This is a genomic window from Nocardia sp. NPDC059764, from assembly GCF_042732555.1.
Taxonomy (GTDB): domain Bacteria; phylum Actinomycetota; class Actinomycetes; order Mycobacteriales; family Mycobacteriaceae; genus Nocardia.
Genome location: NZ_JBHWHH010000023.1, coordinates 12,291 through 30,468, shown reverse-complemented (window position 1 = coordinate 30,468; position 18,178 = coordinate 12,291). Strand labels below are relative to the sequence as shown.

Genomic DNA, 18,178 nt, shown 5'->3' with positions numbered 1-18,178 from the left:
TTTCCTCGGATGACCACCCCGCGGTCGCTCGGATAACACGGCACCCGCGCAGCCGCGATACTGGAGTTGATCGACTGTCACGACGACTCCCGAGGGGAATCGCCATGGTCCATGGGACCGTCACGGCCGCGGCCGCGACCAACACCTGGGGGATATCCGGCCCGGCCTTCCTCTTGTTCTATGTCATCGCCGGATTGCTGGCGATCGCTGCGGGATACGCGATCCGGGCGAGCGTGCTACGGCGGATCGACCCGGCCTGGCCGCCCGCCGGATCCCTGACGCCCAGTGAGACCGCCCTGCTCGTCGACGACCGGCGGCCGGTGCTGGCGGCGCTCGCACAGCTGCGCGGCCACGGGATCATCGATTCCAGCGGCAAACCGGTCCGGCCCTACAGCGCCGGCGAGGCCTCGGACCTGGATCAGATCTCCCGCACCCTGTGGGCGAGCCTGAGCCGGTCCGACCAGCTGAACATGACGTCGATGCTGGTCGCGACCGCCGGCGTCACCGATCGGATGCGCAAGGATCTCAGCTACCGCGGCTACCTCTTCGGCGACCAGCAGCGAAAAGCTCTGCGGACGGCCAGGTTTCCGCTCTTCGCCGTGCTGCTGCTCGGACTGGCCCGCCTGATCGCCGGTGTGGCGAGCCATCATTCGGTGGTCTTCCTGGTGATCGTCATGATCGTGCTGGACGTCGTCACCATCGTGGTGGGGCGCGCGCCGCGGCTGACCCGACGCGGCCGCGACACCATCGAGCAGGCCCGCAGCAACAACCTGCATCTGCGACCAGCCAACGCGCCCGCCTACGCGGCGTACGGCGCCGGTAGCGCCGCCCTCGCGGTCGCGCTCTACGGCTCGCTCGTGTTGTGGACCCTGGACCCGGCCCTCGCCGGGGCCGCCGATCTCGCGGCCGGAGCCAGTGGCGGCGGAAGCAGTTCGTGCGGCAGCGGATCCAGCTGCGGCACCAGCGACAGCGGAGGCGGCAGCAGTTGCGGAAGTAGCAGCAGCTGCGGCAGCAGCTGCGGCGGAGGAGGCTGCGGCGGATGACCGGATCACCGCTTCCCGAGGGCGCGCTGGGCATCGGCTGGCGGCGCGAGATCTGCGGCATGGTCGCCACGCTGGACGGCATCGGCTTCTGCGAGGTCATCGCGGAGACGTTGGCGCCGAACGGTTCCGGGCGCCGGCGCGGGCGGAGCGCCGGGGCAGTCGTGCCGGAGGAACTCGCCGCGTTGGCGGCGCGCGGGATACCGGCGGTGCCGCACGGTGTTTCGCTGTCCCTGGGCGGCGCGGAAGCGGTGGACGACCGGCGGGTCGCGCATCTGGCCGACTGCGCGCGGGCCCTGGGTTCGCCGCTGGTGAGCGAGCACATCGCCTTCGTGCGCGCGGGCGGACTGGAAGCCGGTCACCTGCTGCCGGTGCCGCGCACCCGGGAGGCGCTGGATGCCTTGGAGCGCAATATCTTCCGTGCGAGCAGGCAGCTGGATGTGCCGCTGGCGGTCGAGAACATCGCGGCGCTGTTCGAATGGCCGGACGCCGACTACACCGAGGCGGAGTTCCTACAGGAACTGGTCGAGCGCACCGGCGTCTATCTACTGCTCGATATCGCGAATGTCTATGCCAATGCCCGCAATACGTCACGTGACCCACTGACCGAGCTGTTGCGACTGCCCGCCGAACGGGTCGCCTACTGCCATGTGGCGGGCGGCCACGAGTCGGACGGACGCTACATCGACACGCATGTGCACAGCGTCCCCGCCGAGGTCCTGGACCTGGTCGCCGCGTTCGCCACCGGGCGATCGGTCCCGCTCATGCTGGAGCGCGACGGAAACTACCCGCCCGCAACCGAACTCGCCGCCGAACTGAACGCCATCGCCGCGGCGTCCGGCCGCGCGCCCGTCACCCTGCGCCCGGAGGCGATTCCGGCATGACCATCGAATCGGAGCGCGCCGCGGGCACCCTCGCCGAACAGCAGGCCGCGATCGTGCGCGCCCTGGTCGCCGGGGACAGTCCGCCGCCCGGCTTCGACACCGGCGACCTGGCGGCCACCGCCCACGGCCTGCTGCACAAGCGGGCCGACGAGGTGGCGCGGCGCTTCCCGGGACTGGCCGTCGCCGCCGGACCCGATTTCCGCGCCCGGTATCTGGCGTGGGCGCGCACCCGCCCGAAGACCAGCACCCCCGAGGACGCGGCCGCCTTCGCCGCATCGGCCGGCCTGCCCGACCCGCGCCCGCGCCGCGGCCTGCGGGCGCGACTGTTCGGCCGCGGTCGGCACTGACGCCGACCGGATCGGCAATGATGGATCGTGGTCTTCTCCAGGCGTGATCCGCGACATGGCTTCCGGCCCAATCCCGCACCGGCGACCGGGACGGCCAGTCGGGTGCTGTTCCGATTCGGTGTGGCGCGGTGGGAATTCGTGCTGCGCCGGACGATCCTCCAGCCGGGCGGCCGGACCGGCTGGCACTACCACGACGGAACCCTGTTCGTGCTGGTCACCGGTGGCGTGCTCGATCATCCGCGGGCGGATTGCACGCCCGTCACCGTGCGGCCGTGGCGAATCTTCCGGGAACCCAGCGGTGCCGCGCACGCGCATCTGGCACGCAATAGCGGCGGGCGGCCCGTCATGCTGACCGTGTTCTACGTGAATCCGAAGGGCAGCCCGCTCTCGCGGGGCATTCCGACCCCGCCCTGCGCGGGCGAACCCTCGGCGAGTGATCCGGCGCACTGAGGCATGCTGGGTTCATGATCGAGGTCGTCACCGTCAGCACCGAGCGGGAACTCGCCGACGCCTACGCCGTGCGGTTGAAGGTCTTCGTCGCCGAGCAGGGCGTGCCGGAGGAGATCGAGATCGACGAGCTAGACGAGGTCGCCGATCATTTCCTGGGACTGCTGGACGGCCGGCCCGCGGGGGCCGGGCGGCTCCTCGTGCGCGACGGGATCGGGATCCTCGGGCGGCTGGCCGTGCTGGCCGAGACCCGCGGCACCGGGCTCGGCGCGGCCCTGGTCCGGGCCATCGAGGAGCGGGCGCGGGCCCGCGGACTGGTCGCGATCGAACTGCACTCGCAGACCCACGCCACCGGCTTCTACGAGAAGCTGGGCTACCGGCAGTTCGGGGAGATCGGCATGGACGCGGGCATCCCGCACATCTGGATGCGGCGCTCGCTCACCGACTGAGTCAGGCGGTCTCGCAGGTGTCGCGCAGCGAGCACCCGCCGCAGGCGCTGCCGCACCCGCCGACCTTCTCCTCCGGGAACGCGTTCGCGATGGCCTTCTCCGCCGCCGCCGCGCCCGCACCCATGGTGAACAGGGCGATCACCACGGCGACCGCCGCGAGCACCAGGGCCGGGACGCCCCCGGACACCAGCGCCACCGCGCCGCTCGCCGCGAGCAGCAGACCCGCGACGATGGAGGTCGGCCCGGCCACCTTGTTGGCCAGCTCGAAGGCCTCCTCGGTCTTCAGCGCCGCGTCGGAGTGCACCCCGAAATAGCGGTTGCCGGGCAGGGTGCCGGTGAGTCCGAGCACACCCGTGACCACGGCCACAGCCGCGAGGACAAAGAGGATCAGCGCCAGGAAGAACACTCGGCTCACGGTACACGGGATCTGATTGCCCTCCGCTTCGCTCCGGGCGGGTTCGCGGCCCCTGGTCCCGATTCTTCCCTCCTCCGCTCCTCCGCTTCGCTCCCCCGCTCCAAGGCGGAGGTCTATCGAGCCGCAGTCCAGAATCGGGACGGCCGCGAACCTGTAGACGCGGTCACAAAGGCGGTTGCCGGGGCGGACCCCTTTTTGGGGCGTGGGGTGGGCGCGCTTTACCCTGGTGAGCGACCTTTATCGGGGATTGGCTGGACAGCGAAGGCAGGACCGTGCAGGACACCCGTGCAACCGAAACACCCACCGCGACCGCGGCGGGGGGCGGCGACGTTCCCGCACACCGCTACAACGCCGACCTCGCCGGCCGCGTCGAACGCAAGTGGCAGCGCAGCTGGGAGGAGCGCGGCACCTTCTTCGCGCCCAACCCGGTCGGCCCGCTGGCCGCCGGCGTTCCCGCCGACAAGCTGTTCATCCAGGACATGTTCCCGTACCCGTCGGGCGCGGGCCTGCACGTCGGACACCCGCTGGGCTACATCGCCACCGACGTGTTCGCCCGCTACCACCGCATGCACGGCCGGAACGTGCTGCACGCGCTGGGTTATGACGCCTTCGGCCTGCCCGCCGAGCAGTACGCGGTGCAGACCGGCGCGCACCCGCGCGACACCACCATGTCGAACATCGCGACCATGCAGCGGCAGCTGGACCGGCTGGGCCTGGGCCACGACCGCCGCCGGTCGTTCGCGACCACCGACCCCGAGTACTACAAGTGGACGCAGTGGATCTTCCTGCGCATCTACAACGCCTGGTACGACGAGGGCCTGAACAAGGCGCGCCCGATCACCGAGCTGATCGCCGAATTCGATTCCGGCAAGCGGTCTCCCGCCGACGGCCGGGCCTGGGCCGACCTGTCGCCGGTCGAGCGCAACGCCGTGGTCGACTCCTATCGCCTGGTGTACCAGACCGATTCGATGGTCAACTGGTGCCCGGGCCTGGGCACCGTGCTGTCCAACGAGGAGGTCACCGCCGACGGACGCTCCGAGCGCGGCAACTTCCCGGTGTTCCGCAAGCGCCTGTGGCAGTGGATGATGCGCATCACCGCCTACTCCGATCGCCTGGTCGACGACCTGGACGAGCTGGACTGGCCGGAGAACGTGAAGTCCATGCAGCGCAACTGGATCGGCCGCTCGCGGGGCGCGCAGGTCAAGTTCGAGGCCGGCTCGGACATCATCGAGGTCTTCACCACCCGCCCCGACACCCTGTTCGGCGCCACCTACGTGGTGGTCGCGCCCGAGCACGAGCTGGTGGACCGGCTGACCGGCACCACCTGGCCGTCCGGCACCGAGGCCCGCTGGACCTTCGGCAATGCCGACACCCCTGCCGAAGCCGTTGCGGCATACCGCAAGTCGATCGCGGCCAAGTCGGATCTGGAGCGCCAGGAGAACAAGGAGAAGACCGGCGTCTTCCTGGGCACCTACGCCACCAACCCGGTGAACGGCGCCCGCGTGCCGATCTTCATCGCCGACTACGTGCTGTCCGGCTACGGCACCGGCGCCATCATGGCCGTCCCCGGCCACGACCCGCGCGACTGGGAGTTCGCCACCGCCTTCGGGCTGCCCATCGTGGAAGTCGTGGCGGGCGGCGACATCTCGCAGGCCGCCTACACCGGTGACGGCACCCTGGTGAACTCCGGATACCTGGACGGCCTGGACATCGACACCGCCAAGGCCAAGGTGATCGCCCAGCTGGAGTCCGACGGCCACGGCAAGGGCACCGTTCAGTACAAGCTGCGCGACTGGCTGTTCGCCCGCCAGCGCTACTGGGGCGAGCCCTTCCCGATCGTCTACGACGAGGACGGCGCGCCGCACGCGCTGCCGGAATCCATGCTGCCGGTGACGCTGCCGGAGATGGAGGACTTCGCGCCGGTCACCTTCGACGCGGACGACGCCAGCTCCGAGCCGTCCCCGCCGCTGGCCAAGGCCACCGAATGGGTGCACGTCGAACTGGATCTGGGCGACGGCCCCAAGCAGTACCGCCGCGACACCAATGTCATGCCCAACTGGGCGGGCAGCTCCTGGTACCAGCTGCGCTACGCGGACCCGACCAATACCGAGGCCTTCTGCGCCCCCGAGAACGAGAAGTACTGGCTGGGCCCCCGGACCGCCGAGCACGGTCCGAAGGATCCGGGCGGCGTGGACCTGTACGTCGGCGGCGTGGAGCACGCGGTGCTGCACCTGCTGTACGCGCGCTTCTGGCAGAAGGTGCTGTTCGACCTGGGTGACGTGTCCGGCTTCGAGCCGTACCGCCGCCTGTTCAACCAGGGCTACATCCAGGGCTTCGCCTACACCGACGAGCGCGGCGCCTACGTGCCCGCCGCCGAGGTCGTGGAGCGGGACGGAAAGTTCTTCTGGACCAACGCCTCCGGCGTCGAGGAGGCGGTCTTCCAGGAGTACGGCAAGATCGGCAAGTCGCTGAAGAACGCCATCTCCCCCGACGAGATGTGCGACCTGTACGGCGCGGACACCTTCCGCTTCTACGAGATGTCGATGGGTCCGCTGGACACCTCGCGCCCGTGGGCGACCAAGGACGTCGTCGGCGCGCACCGCTTCCTGCAGCGCGTGTGGCGACTGACCGTGGACGAGGAGACCGGCGCGCTGAAGGTCACCGACGCCGAGCCCTCGGCCGAGGCGCTGCGCCTGCTGCACAAGACCATCGCCGGGGTCGACGACGACTACGCCAACCTGCGCGACAACACCGCGGGCGCGAAGCTGATCGAGCTGACCAACTACCTGACCAAGAACTACGGGGACGGCGCTCCCCGCAAGCTGGTCGAGCCGCTGGTCCTGATGCTGGCCCCGATGTCCCCGCACGTGGCCGAGGAACTGTGGGAACGCCTGGGCCACCACACCGCACTGGCGCACGGCCCCTTCCCGAAGGCGGATCCCGCACTGCTGGTGGAGGATTCGGTCGAGTACCCGATCCAGGTCAACGGCAAGGTCCGCAGCCGGATCAGCGTCCCCGCCGACGCCGATCAGGCCGCGGTCCAGGCCGCCGCCCTGGCCGACGAGAAGATCGCCGAGCTGCTGGGCGGCAAGCCGCCGCGCAAGATCATCGTGGTGCCCGGCCGCCTGGTGAACATCGTCGCCTGACACCGAATCCCGAACATTCGGGCCCGCGTGTGCATTGCGCACGCGGGCCCGGGCTTTTGGGGGTTCGGGGGCGGTCGAAGGTGCGGGGCCGGTTGTTGTCCAGGTGTCGATGGCCCGCGACCCGGAGCCCGAACTAGTCCCCGTAGTGGTGGCGACATTGCAGGATGTGCACGGTGTCGTCCTCGATCCGGTACACGATGCGGTGCTCGGAGGTGATGCGCCGCGACCAGTAGCCCTTGAAGTCGTATTGCAGCGGTTCGGGTTTGCCCAGGCCCTCATAGCCGTTGCGTTTGATGTCCTCGATCAGCCGGTTGATCCGACGCACGGTCTGTTTGTCGTTGGTGAGGAACCATTGATAGTCCTCCCACGCCTGTTCCATGAACAGAAGCTTTGTGGCACTGGTCATTTCGCCGCCTTGGCCTTGCGGCCCGCAACCTTGCGGGGGCGCTTGGCGGCAACCGCCTTTGCGACCTTGACCGGTTCGGCGGCGAATGTCACGTCGGCGAGGGCGAATTCGCGCACCTTGGCCGAGCGGGCGCTGGTAGGGGCGGGTAGGTCGTCGGCGGGTACGTCCACCAGTTCACGCACGGTGCCACCACCGGAGCGGTCGGCCTCGAGGGCCGCGTACAGCCGCCGGGCGTTGGCGGGGGAGCCGAGCAAGTAGGCGGTCTCTTTGAGTGCCTCGTATTCACGCAGGGACACCACTACGGCCGGTTCATGTCCGGCGCGGGTGATGACGACCTCCTCGAGGTCTTCGGTGGCGGTGTCGAGGACGGACGCGAGGTTGGCGCGCGCTTCGGTGTAGGTCATGGGCTTCATGCCCACTACTGTACAGAAAGCTGTACAGTCGAACCAGGGTCTCCTTCCCCTCCCGGCCCCTGCCCTCACCTACTCATCCGAACGAAACTCAGGCGCCCCCGGCGCAGCCGTCAGGCCGGTGACACCAGCACGTCGTTGAGGGTCACCAGTGAGAGGTTGCGCGCACGGATGATCTCGACCAGACGGTCGTAGCAGTGCGTCACGGCGGGGGCGTTGGCGTGGCCGATCACGATGGCCTGCGCGTTGAAGTACTTCTGCGCGCACTCGATCAGATAGTCCTCGGTGATGACACCGGAGTCGGACAGCGAGCCGTACCACATGGTGGGGACGGTGTAACCGAGATCGGCTGCCACCTTGTCGACGGTAGCATCGTGGCGGCCGAACGGGGGACGGAAATAGGGGGTCCCGTCCACGCCGAAGTTGTTGTGCAGGAAGGACTTCGCCTTGGTCAGCTGGGCGGCGATCTCGGTCGTGGACAGCTTGGTCAGGTCCGGGTGATCCCAGGTGTGATTGCCCAGCTGGATCTGACCGGACTCCACCAGCGGCCGCAGCGCGGCCTTGTGCGTGGTCCACGAGTCGTAGTACGCGGTGACGAAGAAGGTGAAGCGGGCCCCGGTGTCCTTGGCGAACTTCACGTAGGCCCCGACCACCTCGGGGCTGGCGCCGTCGTCGACGGTGAGGGCCAGGCTGTTGCCGTGCCCGGGCAGCGCCGTGATCGTGCCCGCGGGAATCGCGGACTTCGGCGCGGCGGGCGGCCCGGCGATCGACTTCGGCGCCGCGGACGGCGTAGGCGTCGCGACGGGTCCACTGATCCGCGGGGTCACCTTCGGGGTGGGGCCCTCCGAAGAGCACCCGGTCAAGGCGGCCGCAGTGCCCGCGGCGAGCATCGCGAGCAGCTGTCGTCTGTCCATCGCGTTCGTTATATCCATACGGCGTGAACCGGTCACCAATTCTGTGCGAAATGATCGCAATTCAGCGCATAAATTCAGGTTCCTCTCAGCGGGCGATGGGACGCAGCACGATCTCGGTCGGATGGGCGTCGCGCGGGGTCTCCACGGCATTGCGGACCGCCCACGCCACCGTCTCCGCGGTGAGGAACTCGTTCGGGTCGTAGTCGCGCCCCTCCCCCGCGATGATCTCGCGCTGCATGTCGGTGTCGATCCGCCCCGGATGCACCGAGGTCACCCGCAAGGCCGGTTCCTCCAGCCGCAGCGCGTCACCGAAGGCGCGCAAACCGAATTTGCTGGCCGCGTACACGCCCCAGCCCGGATTGGCCCGCAGCCCGGCGCCCGAATTGATCAGCACCACATGGCCATTGGCGGCGCGCAGCGCGGGCAGCAACAGTCTGGTCAACTCCGCGACGGCGATCAGGTTGGCTTCCAACGTATTCCGCCACTGCGCCACCGACGAATCGGCTATCGTTCCCAGGTCGGCGATCCCGGCATTGTGCACCAGGACATCCAGCCGTTCGATGCCGTCCACCGCACGCGCCACCGCCGCGTAATCGGTGAGATCGACCGGCCATCCGGCACTGCCGGGCAGCTCGCGCAGCATCGGTTCCAGGGCCTGCCGCGTGCGCGCGCCCAGCAACAAGCGATGTGCCGGAGCCAGTTCCCGCGCAATCGCCGCCCCCAGCCCCCGGCTGGCCCCGGTGATCAACGCTGTCGGCCGGTCGGATTCGGGCCTCGCGGAATTCGCCATGTGATCACCGTAACCGGCCGCGACGGTCCGGCGATGCTCCGGACGGGCACACCACCGCTAGCTGATTCATGAGAAGGCGAACGAAGTGCAATCTGGCGATCAGGAGTCGTCCACGGGCGACCCAGCGCAGTCCACTGTCCACGCGTCATCCACGATCGACCGAGCGTCGAGCCACATCTCCTCGCCCTATCGCGCATACCTACGGGTACCGGCGCAGAATAGGGCGATGACACACCCGGGATTCACGCCCACCCAGCTCGCGGCCCGCGCGGCCTACCTGCTGCGCGGCAACGACCTGGGCACCATGACCAGCGCCGCGCCCAAGCTGTATCCACACATGTGGAGCTGGGACGCGGCATTCGTAGCGGTCGGTCTGGCGCCGCTCAGTGTCGAACGCGCGGCCCTGGAACTGGACACCCTGTTGTCGGCGCAGTGGCGCAACGGGATGATCCCGCACATCGTCTTCGCCAACGGGGTGGACGGCTACTTCCCCGGCCCCTCCCGCTGGGAATGCCGCCGCCTCGCCGCCGACGCGCCCGACGGGCCCGACACGTCGGGAATCACCCAGCCGCCCGTGCATGCCATTGCGGTGCAACGGATTCTGGACCACTCGCGTCGGCACGGACGCAGCACCCGCGCGGTCGCCGAGGACTTCCTCAACCGGCGCTGGCCCGACCTGATGCGCTGGCACCGCTGGCTGGCCTACGCGCGAGATCCCAAGCAGCACGGGCGAATCACGCTCTACCATGGCTGGGAATCCGGCATGGACAACTCGCCGCGCTGGGATCGCGCCTACGAGAACGTGATTCCCGGTCCGGACCTGCCGCCGTACCAGCGCGCCGACACCCAGGTGGTGGGCGACCCGACACAGCGTCCCTCCGACCGCGAGTACGACCGGTACCTGTGGCTGGTCGAGCAGATGCGGCGCGCCGGATACGACGACTACCAGCTGGCCTCCACCATGAGCTTCGCGGTCGAGGACGTGTTCGTGACCGCCATCTTCGCGCTGGCCTGCGACGTGCTCGCCAATATCGGCGAGGACTACAAGCAGCCGCACGCGGACGTGCGCGAACTCTACGAGTGGGCCGACTACTTCCGCGCGGGCGTGATCGCCACCACCGACGCGCGCACCGGCGTGGCCCGGGACTTCGACGTGCGCGCGGACAAATGGATCGAGACCGAGACGCTCGCGAGCTTCGCGCCGCTGCTCAGCGGCGGACTCCCCCGCGACGCCGAACGGCGGCTGCTGCGGCTGTTCGAGGGCCCGCGCTGGTGCGGGCACCCGGACCTGCGCTACGCGCTGCCGCCGTCGACCTCCCCGGTGGCGCGGGACTTCCGGTCCCGCGAGTACTGGCGCGGGCCGGTGTGGCCGGTGATCAGCTGGCTGTTCTCCTGGGTGTTCGCCCGCCGCGGCTGGGCCGAGCGCTCGTTCATGCTGCGCGCGGAGGGACTGCGCCAGGCCAGTGACGGCAGCTTCGCCGAGTACTACGAGCCGTTCACCGGTGAACCCCTGGGCAGCATGCAGCAGTCCTGGACCGCGGCGTCGGTGCTGGACTGGCTCGGCTGACTGCCGGACAGTCCGGCTAACGATTGGCGAATTAGACAGTCGCGCCTTCACCGCTCCGGCGGCGGTTCGTCCTAGCGTTTTCAGGCATGACCGGACGCACACTGATGAAAGTGCTAACTGTCGCGGCTACAGGCATCTTCATGGCTACCCCCGCCGGAGTGGCTGCCGCCGATATCGAGGGCCCGGACGTGGCCTCGTGGCAACACCCCGGCGGCGGCAGCATCAACTGGTTCGGCGTGCGCGCCGCCGGATACTCGTTCGCCATGCTCAAGGCGACCGAGGGCCTCAACTACGTGAACCCGTACTTCGTGCAGGACAGCCTGTCCATGCGGGTGGCCGGCGTCGCGCGCGGCACCTATCACTTCGCGCGCCCGAACCTGCTCCCCGAGGCGCAGGCCGCGTTCTACTCGGCCCTGGTCCTGGGCCAGAACGGGCCCATGGACCTGCCGCCGGTGCTGGACCTCGAGGACTCCGGCGGGCTGCCCCCGGCCGCGCTCATCGACTGGACCCACCGCTACCTGAACACGGTCCGCGCCCTGACCGGCCGGATGCCGATCATCTACACCTATCCGCGCTTCTGGCAGACGGCCATGGCCGACTCCAACGAGTTCACCGCCTACCCGCTGTGGATCGCCGACTACCGCGGCAACGACCAGCCCGAGGTCCCGGGCGGCTGGCCGCACTGGACGTTCTGGCAGACCACCGACGCCGGCCGGATCCCCGGCATCGCCGCGGGCGTGGACATGAACGTCTACAGCGGAGCCCAGGGGGATTTCGCGCGGTACGCGAACCTGCCTTTCGCGGGCAGCAGCTGACCCACTCGCTGTTGGGGTTTCAGGGGGTACCCCTGAGAGTCCGAGAGTTGGTCGCGGTCACAGCACTCGAGGCAGGAACTGGCACCACTCGGTCTACCCCTGATTGACGCGGTCGCGCCAGGCCACCGCCTCCTGAACCCGGGCGATGTCGTAGTCGGGTCCGCCGGTGCCCACCGTGAACAAGGTGACGCCCGCCGCGTGATAGTCGTCGGCCTGGTCCAGGCCCGGCCAGGCCACCGACTTCTCGATCGCGGCGGCATCGGTGCCGACCGCGGAGCAGTGCTCCCCCAGAATGCCGATCTTGCGCCGCAGCACGTCGATGTCGGAGAAGCTGTGCCAGATGTCGGCGTACTGGGCCGCCAGCCGCAGCGTCTTCTTCTCGCCACCGCCGCCGATCAGGATGGGGATATCGCGCACCGGCTGCGGATTCACTTTGGCCAGCCGGACGGCGATGCGGGCCATCGCCTCCTTCAACTCCGCGAGACGGCTTCCCGCCGTACCGAATTCGTACCCGTACTGGTCATAGTCCTTCTCGAACCACCCCGCACCGATACCGAGAATCAACCGCCCATTGCTGATGTGATCCACGGTCCGTGCCATATCCGCCAGCAAATCCGGATTCCGGTAGCCGCCGCCGGTAACCAGCGCCCCCAGCTCCACCCGCTCGGTCTGCTCAGCGATCGCCCCCAACATGGTCCAGCACTCGAAGTGCGCCCCCTCCGGATCCCCGTACAGCGGATAGAAGTGGTCCCAGTTGAAGACGATGTCCACCCCGACGTCCTCACACCGCCGCACCGCATCCCGAATCAACCCGTATGCGGGCGCGTGCTGCGGCTGAAGCTGGACTCCGATACGAACCGGTCGGCTCATGAATGCTCCTGGTCTCGGTGATCACTGCCGCCCATTCTGCCCTCGGCAAACCCAGCAGGCGCATACGCATGAACCGGCGAGCTACGGCGGGATGCGCCGCGCGGCGGTGATTTTGTGGGCGAGGCCGAAGCTGAGACGTCCCGCCGAGGAGGTGGCTTGCTGCGCCTGGGCTCAGCGCATCCAAATGTCGCTGGCGAGGAAGCAGTCCCACATCTCGCCAGGGAACACCAGCGCCGGGCCTGCGGGGTCCTTGGAGTCCCGCACGCCGACCTGGCGCGCGGCGTCGCCGACGACGACGGCGACCTCGACACAGTCCCCGCTGGGCTGGCTGAAGCTGCTCTTGAACCATCTCGCGCCGGACAGATCCACGGCCACGCCGCACACTCCTCCGCCATCGCACGCACCAGTTTCCTGGTGTCTTCTTCATCCAACGCTAGCCGCTGAATGTGTTCGGCCGAAGGGGATTAACCCCGAAAACGACACGATCGCCACAACCCCTCAAATCGAGGGCGTTGCGACGATCGCGTGAACCCGCCGCTTTCGGCTCGGGGCTTCGTTGCTGGGGCTACTGGCCCGCGAAGCGGATGAAGCTGTCCCACTGCTCACCGGTGAAGAACAGTTCAGGCCCGCCAGGGTTCTTCGAATCACGGACGCCGACCTGGTCGCCGTCGAGATAGACCTCCACGCATTCATTGCCCTGCGCGGAACGGCTGGACTTGAACCAAGTGCGGGTGGGCGGGTTGTTGGTCACGCCGCGTACTCCTTCGCCATCTTCAGCACCAGTTCTTTGGTGTCGTCATCATCCAACGCTACCTTCTGAATCCCCTCGATGGCCTGCCTGTATCGGGTGATCACGTCGTCACGCTCCAGGTAGAGCGCACCTTCCGCGCCCTCGGTGTAGACAACGGGCGGTTCGATGAGCCGGCTGGCCGTGGGTGGGAAGTCGAGAAGGGTGAACGATTGAACCACAAGCCCGGGGTGCATGCCTGCCCCATGTGGAACGACTCGGATTGAAACATTCGGTCGCTCGGACAGCTCCGCCAGTCGGTTCAGCTGTTCGACCATGGCGGGTGCGCCGCCGGGCTGATGGTGTAGTACCGACATCGAGATCAGTGCGTCGAGGTGAAGATCGTCATCGACCAGCCGAGCCTGTCGACGGGCCGCCAGCTCCAGCCGGCGTTCGATATCGACGGCCGACAACCCCGGCATCGTCGCCATAATGATTGCGCGCCGATACTGGGAGGTCTGGAGAATTCCTGGGATGAGCGCTAGTTGGTGGGAGGTCATTCGCCGCGCACCGGTCTCCAGCTTCAGGTAGTGGTCGAACCAACTGCCGTACTGCCCCGCATAGGACTGCCACCAGCCCTTGTGTGTGCCTTGCTCTTTCGCCGCTTTCGCCAGTTTTCGGACTTCATCCCACAGCGTCATCGCCTCGCGGCGCTCATCGGCGCCTGCCTCGTAGAAGTCGAGCAGGCGTTCCAGTTGGGGGGTAGAGAGTTTCGTCGGCAGCCCTTCCTCCATCCGCATGACAGTCTGCTTCGACGTGTCGGCGTGGACGCCAGCGGATAGAAGCGATCTGTCGCCGCGCAGGGTGCGAAGGAACCGACCGAATGCCCTGCGGGGGACTGTACTTCCGGCCATTTCGTTAGCCTCGCTATCTGAGGATCGCCAGGGTGGACCGCCGTAAGCTGGACCGCTCATTGGTGAACCAGTCCACTGTGTGATTCCAGCATATTTCGTGGAAAACGATTTGGTGGACGTTCCAAGAGGCGAATTTGGTGTCTACTTGGAAGGTACCCGGAGCCGGGGTGACCTCCAGTGATTCGAAACCCCCTACGAACGTCGGAGGGCGTCAACCAGTTCGAAGTGAGCGGGCTGAACGGCGAAGCCTTGCATCTCCGACTTCGGGTCATTCAACTCAGCAGCTACCAAGGGACACAATGATGTTCAGTCAATGGTGGTCACTCGTATTCCCGATCATTCCGTCCTTGTTCGTCATCATCGGTTGCACCGCATTGGGCTTCCGTGACAGGGAGCCGAATTGGGACCGGACGGTCGAACTTCTGAACGGCAAACGACTGCCGTTGCTGACGGTAGAGGCGGCCGCAGGTCGGGCGCGCCACCGGCGGTACCCCTGATGTCGCGGACCTACTCGCGCATAAGCCATTCCAGACTCCTGTTGTCGCCGGATTCGCCGCCAACGTCGGACGCGGTGAAGGTCTGGATTTGGCCGCACCGCCACTGCATCGTGGGTAGCGGCAACACCCGCCAATCGTGCAGCGCCTTAGCGCAACTCGCCAAGATCCATGAAGAGCGCGGCTGGTCGTGGCCACGGCCGACCACGTCCCCCACGCTCTCCACTGGAGCCCTCGATCCGAGGCGGGCACCCCAGGCTCGCTCGCGCCGCGGGAGGTAATGATGGACCCGAGATTCCGATCCGATGACCACTCGGCGCGGCGTTGGGGGACGACGGCCTTCCGTTGCGTAACAACGACTACCGGATCATCGGCAGGGACCTCGAGCGTTTGCACTTCTGCGACATTCCACCCGGAGATCCCCCGATGAACCATGCCCACGCCATCGAGGTCTTAACCATCCACATCGGTTGCGTGCCGCATGACTGCCTGCGCAAGCGGGCCGCGATCGAGATCGCCGGCTGCACCGAACCTACCGACGGCCTGGCCGAAGTCATCCGATTCCTATTGGACAGAACAGATCCCAGTCAATAGCAACCCGACGCCGGACATACCGGCACCGATCAATATCGGGAGTAACCATGACCACCGACACCCCGCACCGGTTATCGCAGGCCGCGCCGCGCCCGGCGGCTAGACTGATCGTGCCTTACGCCGACGAGGGGGTGATCAAATCCGTGAGCAGCGATGACTACGAGTTGAGCCCCGGCACCTTCGACGAGGCCGCCCAGCAAAACCCCTTGTGGGTCGCGTGGGTGCAGCCGGATGCCATCGCCGCCCGGATCGACGCACTGTTCGCCGACACCGTCCCTGCCCGCCGCAAGAAGCCGCCGAACGTCGATCGTTTCAGCTTCGAGATGATCGACTGGCTCTGCGAGGAAGTCTTCGACGAGATCTTCACGGATGTAGATGCGCTGGAGGCACCGGAGAATCGCGCCGTGGCAGGACAGCTCGTCACCTACTTCGGCGAGGCGCTGCGCATTCTGGCCAACGGTGAGTGGTTCGCTAGCGGCACCAAGTATCCCTCACCCCTGTTCGACCTGGAGTTCACCCCGAAGGTCGGTTACCGCTGGAACTGGCAGGGCTCGGACGACCTCACCGACATGTTCTATGAGGCGGTCGAGATCGACGGCGGGCCTGATGCTTTCGGTGTGATCAGCACCGGCATCTACTCACGGGTCGCCGAATACAAGAAGACGCTCGGGCACCCGTATCCAGACGACGAAGTGACGGGCCAGCGCGGTCGTTCTTGAGTCGGTGGCCGGTGCCCAGTGGCGACCGACAAAGACCAAGAACAGCAAGATCAGCAACGTCGTCAGCGGGAACAGTGGGCAGCCGAGGCCGCGCGCCGCGAACGCAAAGAACGAGAACGCCGGAGTGAACGGGCCCGAAAGTCCAACGAGCGCGGGCGGAACTTCCACGAGGGCATGGCCCAGCTCAGGGGGGAGACCCCGGACAAGGGGTGGAAGCACGAACAGACCACGGAAACGAGCCTCGGCGGTCGACGCCATGACACCGCGCGGGACGACGAGAGGGGACGGCTTCGCGAGGGGTCGGAATACAAGAACCGCCGCCGCCTCGACGCCAGAGAACTTCCACAGCTGGCGAAGATTTGGGAAATCCTGGAGACGAACCAGCAGTACGTGCAGAACTACATCATGCGCGAGAATACCCAAGTCGACCAGATCGTTCAGCGTCAGCTGGATCGAATGCGAGCACGATTTCCTGGGCGGTTCAATGTCGAGCGCGAGAGCCGAGAACACTGTAGGCGCGCCGAACAACTCGGCGTTCAAAAATGGCTTCCCGAAAGGGGACCAGGGTGAACTTCACGACATCGCCGAACTGCTCCGCGAGCAGCGCGAGAGGGAACGACTCGCCCGGGTTCGGGAGCAAGCTCGACTGCACGAGGCCGTAGAACGTTCCAAGGAACGGGAGCGAGAACGACTGGCCGCCGAGCGCGAGCGGGAACGTCCACAAAGTCGCGAAGGGCGTGAACGCGAGTTCGAGACCCGGGAGCAGGAACTCAGGCGGGCGATGCCTAACGCGCCCGACGACGTGGTTCGCACATTCGCCCGTTCGAACATGACGCCGTCGGAAGCCCAGGCCCAACGTGAGCGAGAACGGACCGGCCAGGCCGAACAGGCGGCCCAGCGAGCCCGTCACGAACATGAGCGGCAGGAGCACGAGCGAAATCGAGATCGAGGACGAGGCAGAGAACGGTAGGGCGAGGGATCTTCGGGAACTGCGCACGCTGCGTACGGATTAGGCCGATCAGCTGGAACATCCTGTAGCACCCCTGCTCCAGGCGATCGATTGGGCCACCCCGCTCCTCCGCTACGCTCTGGGCCGACCCTCTACTACGGATCGTCCGGCACGTTCCTGCCGGTGAAGGGAAGTGTTAACCGTGGCAACGGTGACTTTCGACCAGGCCACCCGGCTATACCCCGGCTCGGGCAAGCCCGCCGTCGACGCATTGAACCTGGAGATCGCCGACGGCGAGTTCCTGGTGCTGGTCGGCCCCTCGGGCTGCGGCAAATCCACCTCGCTGCGCATGCTCGCGGGGCTCGAGGAGGTGAGCGACGGCCGAATCCTGATCGGGGACAAGGACGTCACGCACGCCGAGCCCAAGGAACGCGATATCGCCATGGTGTTCCAGAACTACGCGCTGTACCCGCACATGAGCGTGGCCGAGAACATGGGCTTCGCGCTGAAGATGGCCAAGGTCTCCAAGGAGGAGCGGCAGCAGCGCGTGCTCGAGGCCGCCAAGCTGCTGGACCTGGAGCCCTACCTGGACCGCAAGCCCAAGGCCCTGTCCGGCGGTCAGCGCCAGCGTGTCGCCATGGGGCGCGCCATCGTCCGGTCCCCGCAGGTGTTCCTGATGGACGAGCCGCTGTCGAACCTGGACGCCAAGCTGCGCGTGCAGACCCGCACCCAGATCGCCCAGTTGCAGCGCCGGCTCGGCACCACCACCGTCTACGTCACCCACGACCAGGTCGAGGCCATGACCATGGGCGACCGGGTGGCGGTGCTCAAGGACGGGCTGCTGCAGCAGTGCGCGTCCCCGCGCGACCTGTACGGGGATCCGGCCAACCTGTTCGTCGCGGGCTTCATGGGCTCGCCCGCCATGAACCTGTTCACGCTGCCGGTCGGCAACGGCTCGGTGACGCTGGGCGGCTGCCCGCTGCCGCTGCCGCGCTCGGTGGCGGCGGCCACCGGCGAGCGGGTCGTGGTCGGCATCCGGCCCGAGCACCTGGACCTGGTCGGCACCGGGGTGGGCATCGCCATGGAGGTGGACGTGGTCGAGGAGCTGGGCTCGGACGCCTACATCTACGGCCGCACCTTCGGTGAGGGGGAATCGATTGTGGCGCGCGCGGATTGGCGCAACCCGCCGACCAAGGGCGCGCAGCTCTCGCTGGTCGCGGACCCGGCGCACACCTACTTCTTCCACCCGGAGGACGGCAGCCGGCTGCACTGACGGCTCAG

Annotated in this window: 22 protein-coding genes; 11 read left to right on the top strand and 11 right to left on the bottom strand. The window is 67.6% G+C overall.

Annotation, left to right across the window (positions count from 1 at the left end; translation table 11 throughout):
- The first annotated feature begins 104 nt into the window (after window positions 1–104).
- The 5 genes from ACFV4K_RS07420 to ACFV4K_RS07400 are packed head-to-tail and all read left to right on the top strand — an operon-like array spanning window position 105 to window position 3,167.
- On the top strand, window positions 105–1,043 hold the full coding sequence (locus tag ACFV4K_RS07420; RefSeq protein ID WP_379272858.1) for a TIGR04222 domain-containing membrane protein: 939 nt from the start codon (window positions 105–107) through the stop codon (window positions 1,041–1,043).
- Complete coding sequence (locus tag ACFV4K_RS07415; protein WP_379272856.1) at window positions 1,040–1,924, top strand: DUF692 domain-containing protein; 885 nt, start codon at window positions 1,040–1,042, stop codon at window positions 1,922–1,924. The genes ACFV4K_RS07420 and ACFV4K_RS07415 overlap by 4 nt, the downstream gene beginning before the upstream one ends.
- Entirely contained in the window at window positions 1,921–2,271 is a 351-nt protein-coding gene (locus ACFV4K_RS07410) for a hypothetical protein (protein WP_379272854.1), read from the top strand. The genes ACFV4K_RS07415 and ACFV4K_RS07410 overlap by 4 nt, the downstream gene beginning before the upstream one ends.
- Window positions 2,272–2,298: 27 nt before the next feature.
- Window positions 2,299–2,721 (top strand): cupin domain-containing protein, encoded by a 423-nt coding sequence (locus tag ACFV4K_RS07405; protein ID WP_379272852.1) that lies wholly within the window; start codon window positions 2,299–2,301, stop codon window positions 2,719–2,721.
- Window positions 2,722–2,735: 14 nt separating this feature from the next.
- Entirely contained in the window at window positions 2,736–3,167 is a 432-nt protein-coding gene (locus ACFV4K_RS07400) for a GNAT family N-acetyltransferase (protein WP_379272850.1), read from the top strand.
- 1 nt (window position 3,168) lies between these two features.
- On the opposite strand, the gene ACFV4K_RS07395 is transcribed toward ACFV4K_RS07400, so the two are convergent.
- The gene (locus ACFV4K_RS07395; protein ID WP_379272849.1) at window positions 3,169–3,582 is read right to left on the bottom strand and encodes an SdpI family protein; all 414 of its coding nucleotides are present in this window, start codon (window positions 3,580–3,582) and stop codon (window positions 3,169–3,171) included.
- Between the two features lie 272 nt (window positions 3,583–3,854).
- Here ACFV4K_RS07395 and leuS point away from each other — a divergent pair, with 272 nt between their 5' ends.
- Window positions 3,855–6,728, top strand: a complete 2,874-nt coding sequence (gene leuS, locus ACFV4K_RS07390; RefSeq protein WP_379272847.1) for a leucine--tRNA ligase — start codon at window positions 3,855–3,857, stop codon at window positions 6,726–6,728.
- Between the two features lie 133 nt (window positions 6,729–6,861).
- On the opposite strand, the gene ACFV4K_RS07385 is transcribed toward leuS, so the two are convergent.
- From ACFV4K_RS07385 to ACFV4K_RS07370, 4 genes are all read right to left on the bottom strand, one after another.
- Window positions 6,862–7,134 carry a Txe/YoeB family addiction module toxin gene (locus ACFV4K_RS07385; RefSeq protein ID WP_379272845.1) on the bottom strand — a complete coding sequence of 91 codons (273 nt, stop codon included), beginning with the start codon at window positions 7,132–7,134 and terminating at the stop codon, window positions 6,862–6,864.
- The gene (locus tag ACFV4K_RS07380; RefSeq protein WP_379272843.1) at window positions 7,131–7,547 is read right to left on the bottom strand and encodes a type II toxin-antitoxin system Phd/YefM family antitoxin; all 417 of its coding nucleotides are present in this window, start codon (window positions 7,545–7,547) and stop codon (window positions 7,131–7,133) included. The genes ACFV4K_RS07385 and ACFV4K_RS07380 overlap by 4 nt, the downstream gene beginning before the upstream one ends.
- Before the next feature lie 110 nt (window positions 7,548–7,657).
- Window positions 7,658–8,458, bottom strand: coding sequence for a polysaccharide deacetylase family protein (locus tag ACFV4K_RS07375; RefSeq protein ID WP_379272841.1), 801 nt, complete (start codon window positions 8,456–8,458; stop codon window positions 7,658–7,660).
- A gap of 85 nt (window positions 8,459–8,543) precedes the next feature.
- Window positions 8,544–9,248, bottom strand: coding sequence for an SDR family oxidoreductase (locus tag ACFV4K_RS07370; protein WP_379272839.1), 705 nt, complete (start codon window positions 9,246–9,248; stop codon window positions 8,544–8,546).
- Window positions 9,249–9,474: 226 nt separating this feature from the next.
- Between ACFV4K_RS07370 and ACFV4K_RS07365 the strand changes: the two genes are divergently transcribed.
- Window positions 9,475–10,815: a glycogen debranching protein gene (locus tag ACFV4K_RS07365; RefSeq protein WP_379272837.1), complete on the top strand. Its 1,341-nt coding sequence runs from the start codon at window positions 9,475–9,477 to the stop codon at window positions 10,813–10,815.
- A gap of 104 nt (window positions 10,816–10,919) precedes the next feature.
- Complete coding sequence (locus ACFV4K_RS07360; protein WP_379272897.1) at window positions 10,920–11,630, top strand: glycoside hydrolase family 25 protein; 711 nt, start codon at window positions 10,920–10,922, stop codon at window positions 11,628–11,630.
- A 93-nt stretch (window positions 11,631–11,723) separates the two neighbouring features.
- Here ACFV4K_RS07360 and ACFV4K_RS07355 read toward each other — a convergent pair whose 3' ends face one another.
- The 4 genes from ACFV4K_RS07355 to ACFV4K_RS07340 form a co-directional block, all read right to left on the bottom strand.
- A complete protein-coding gene (locus ACFV4K_RS07355; RefSeq protein ID WP_379272835.1) occupies window positions 11,724–12,500 on the bottom strand; it encodes an LLM class F420-dependent oxidoreductase in 777 nt (258 codons plus the stop codon).
- 171 nt (window positions 12,501–12,671) lie between these two features.
- Entirely contained in the window at window positions 12,672–12,875 is a 204-nt protein-coding gene (locus ACFV4K_RS07350; RefSeq protein ID WP_379272833.1) for a DUF397 domain-containing protein, read from the bottom strand.
- Between the two features lie 190 nt (window positions 12,876–13,065).
- Complete coding sequence (locus tag ACFV4K_RS07345) at window positions 13,066–13,251, bottom strand: DUF397 domain-containing protein (RefSeq protein WP_379272831.1); 186 nt, start codon at window positions 13,249–13,251, stop codon at window positions 13,066–13,068.
- Window positions 13,248–14,141 (bottom strand): helix-turn-helix domain-containing protein, encoded by an 894-nt coding sequence (locus ACFV4K_RS07340; protein ID WP_379272830.1) that lies wholly within the window; start codon window positions 14,139–14,141, stop codon window positions 13,248–13,250. The genes ACFV4K_RS07345 and ACFV4K_RS07340 overlap by 4 nt, the downstream gene beginning before the upstream one ends.
- 839 nt (window positions 14,142–14,980) lie before the next feature.
- Here ACFV4K_RS07340 and ACFV4K_RS07335 point away from each other — a divergent pair.
- Together ACFV4K_RS07335 and ACFV4K_RS07330 are read left to right on the top strand one after the other, a co-directional pair.
- Window positions 14,981–15,229, top strand: a complete 249-nt coding sequence (locus tag ACFV4K_RS07335; RefSeq protein WP_379272828.1) for a hypothetical protein — start codon at window positions 14,981–14,983, stop codon at window positions 15,227–15,229.
- 47 nt (window positions 15,230–15,276) lie between these two features.
- Entirely contained in the window at window positions 15,277–15,948 is a 672-nt protein-coding gene (locus ACFV4K_RS07330) for a hypothetical protein (RefSeq protein ID WP_379272827.1), read from the top strand.
- On the opposite strand, the gene ACFV4K_RS07325 is transcribed toward ACFV4K_RS07330, so the two are convergent.
- Window positions 15,868–16,488 (bottom strand): hypothetical protein, encoded by a 621-nt coding sequence (locus ACFV4K_RS07325; protein ID WP_379272825.1) that lies wholly within the window; start codon window positions 16,486–16,488, stop codon window positions 15,868–15,870. The two genes, ACFV4K_RS07330 and ACFV4K_RS07325, sit on opposite strands and share 81 nt — an antisense overlap.
- Window positions 16,430–16,879, bottom strand: a complete 450-nt coding sequence (locus ACFV4K_RS07320; RefSeq protein WP_379272824.1) for a hypothetical protein — start codon at window positions 16,877–16,879, stop codon at window positions 16,430–16,432. Before ACFV4K_RS07320 ends, ACFV4K_RS07325 begins: the two co-directional genes overlap by 59 nt.
- 220 nt (window positions 16,880–17,099) lie before the next feature.
- On the opposite strand from ACFV4K_RS07320, the gene ACFV4K_RS07315 reads away from it, so the two are divergent.
- Window positions 17,100–18,170: an ABC transporter ATP-binding protein gene (locus tag ACFV4K_RS07315; RefSeq protein ID WP_379272822.1), complete on the top strand. Its 1,071-nt coding sequence runs from the start codon at window positions 17,100–17,102 to the stop codon at window positions 18,168–18,170.
- The last annotated feature ends 8 nt before the right edge of the window (window positions 18,171–18,178 follow it).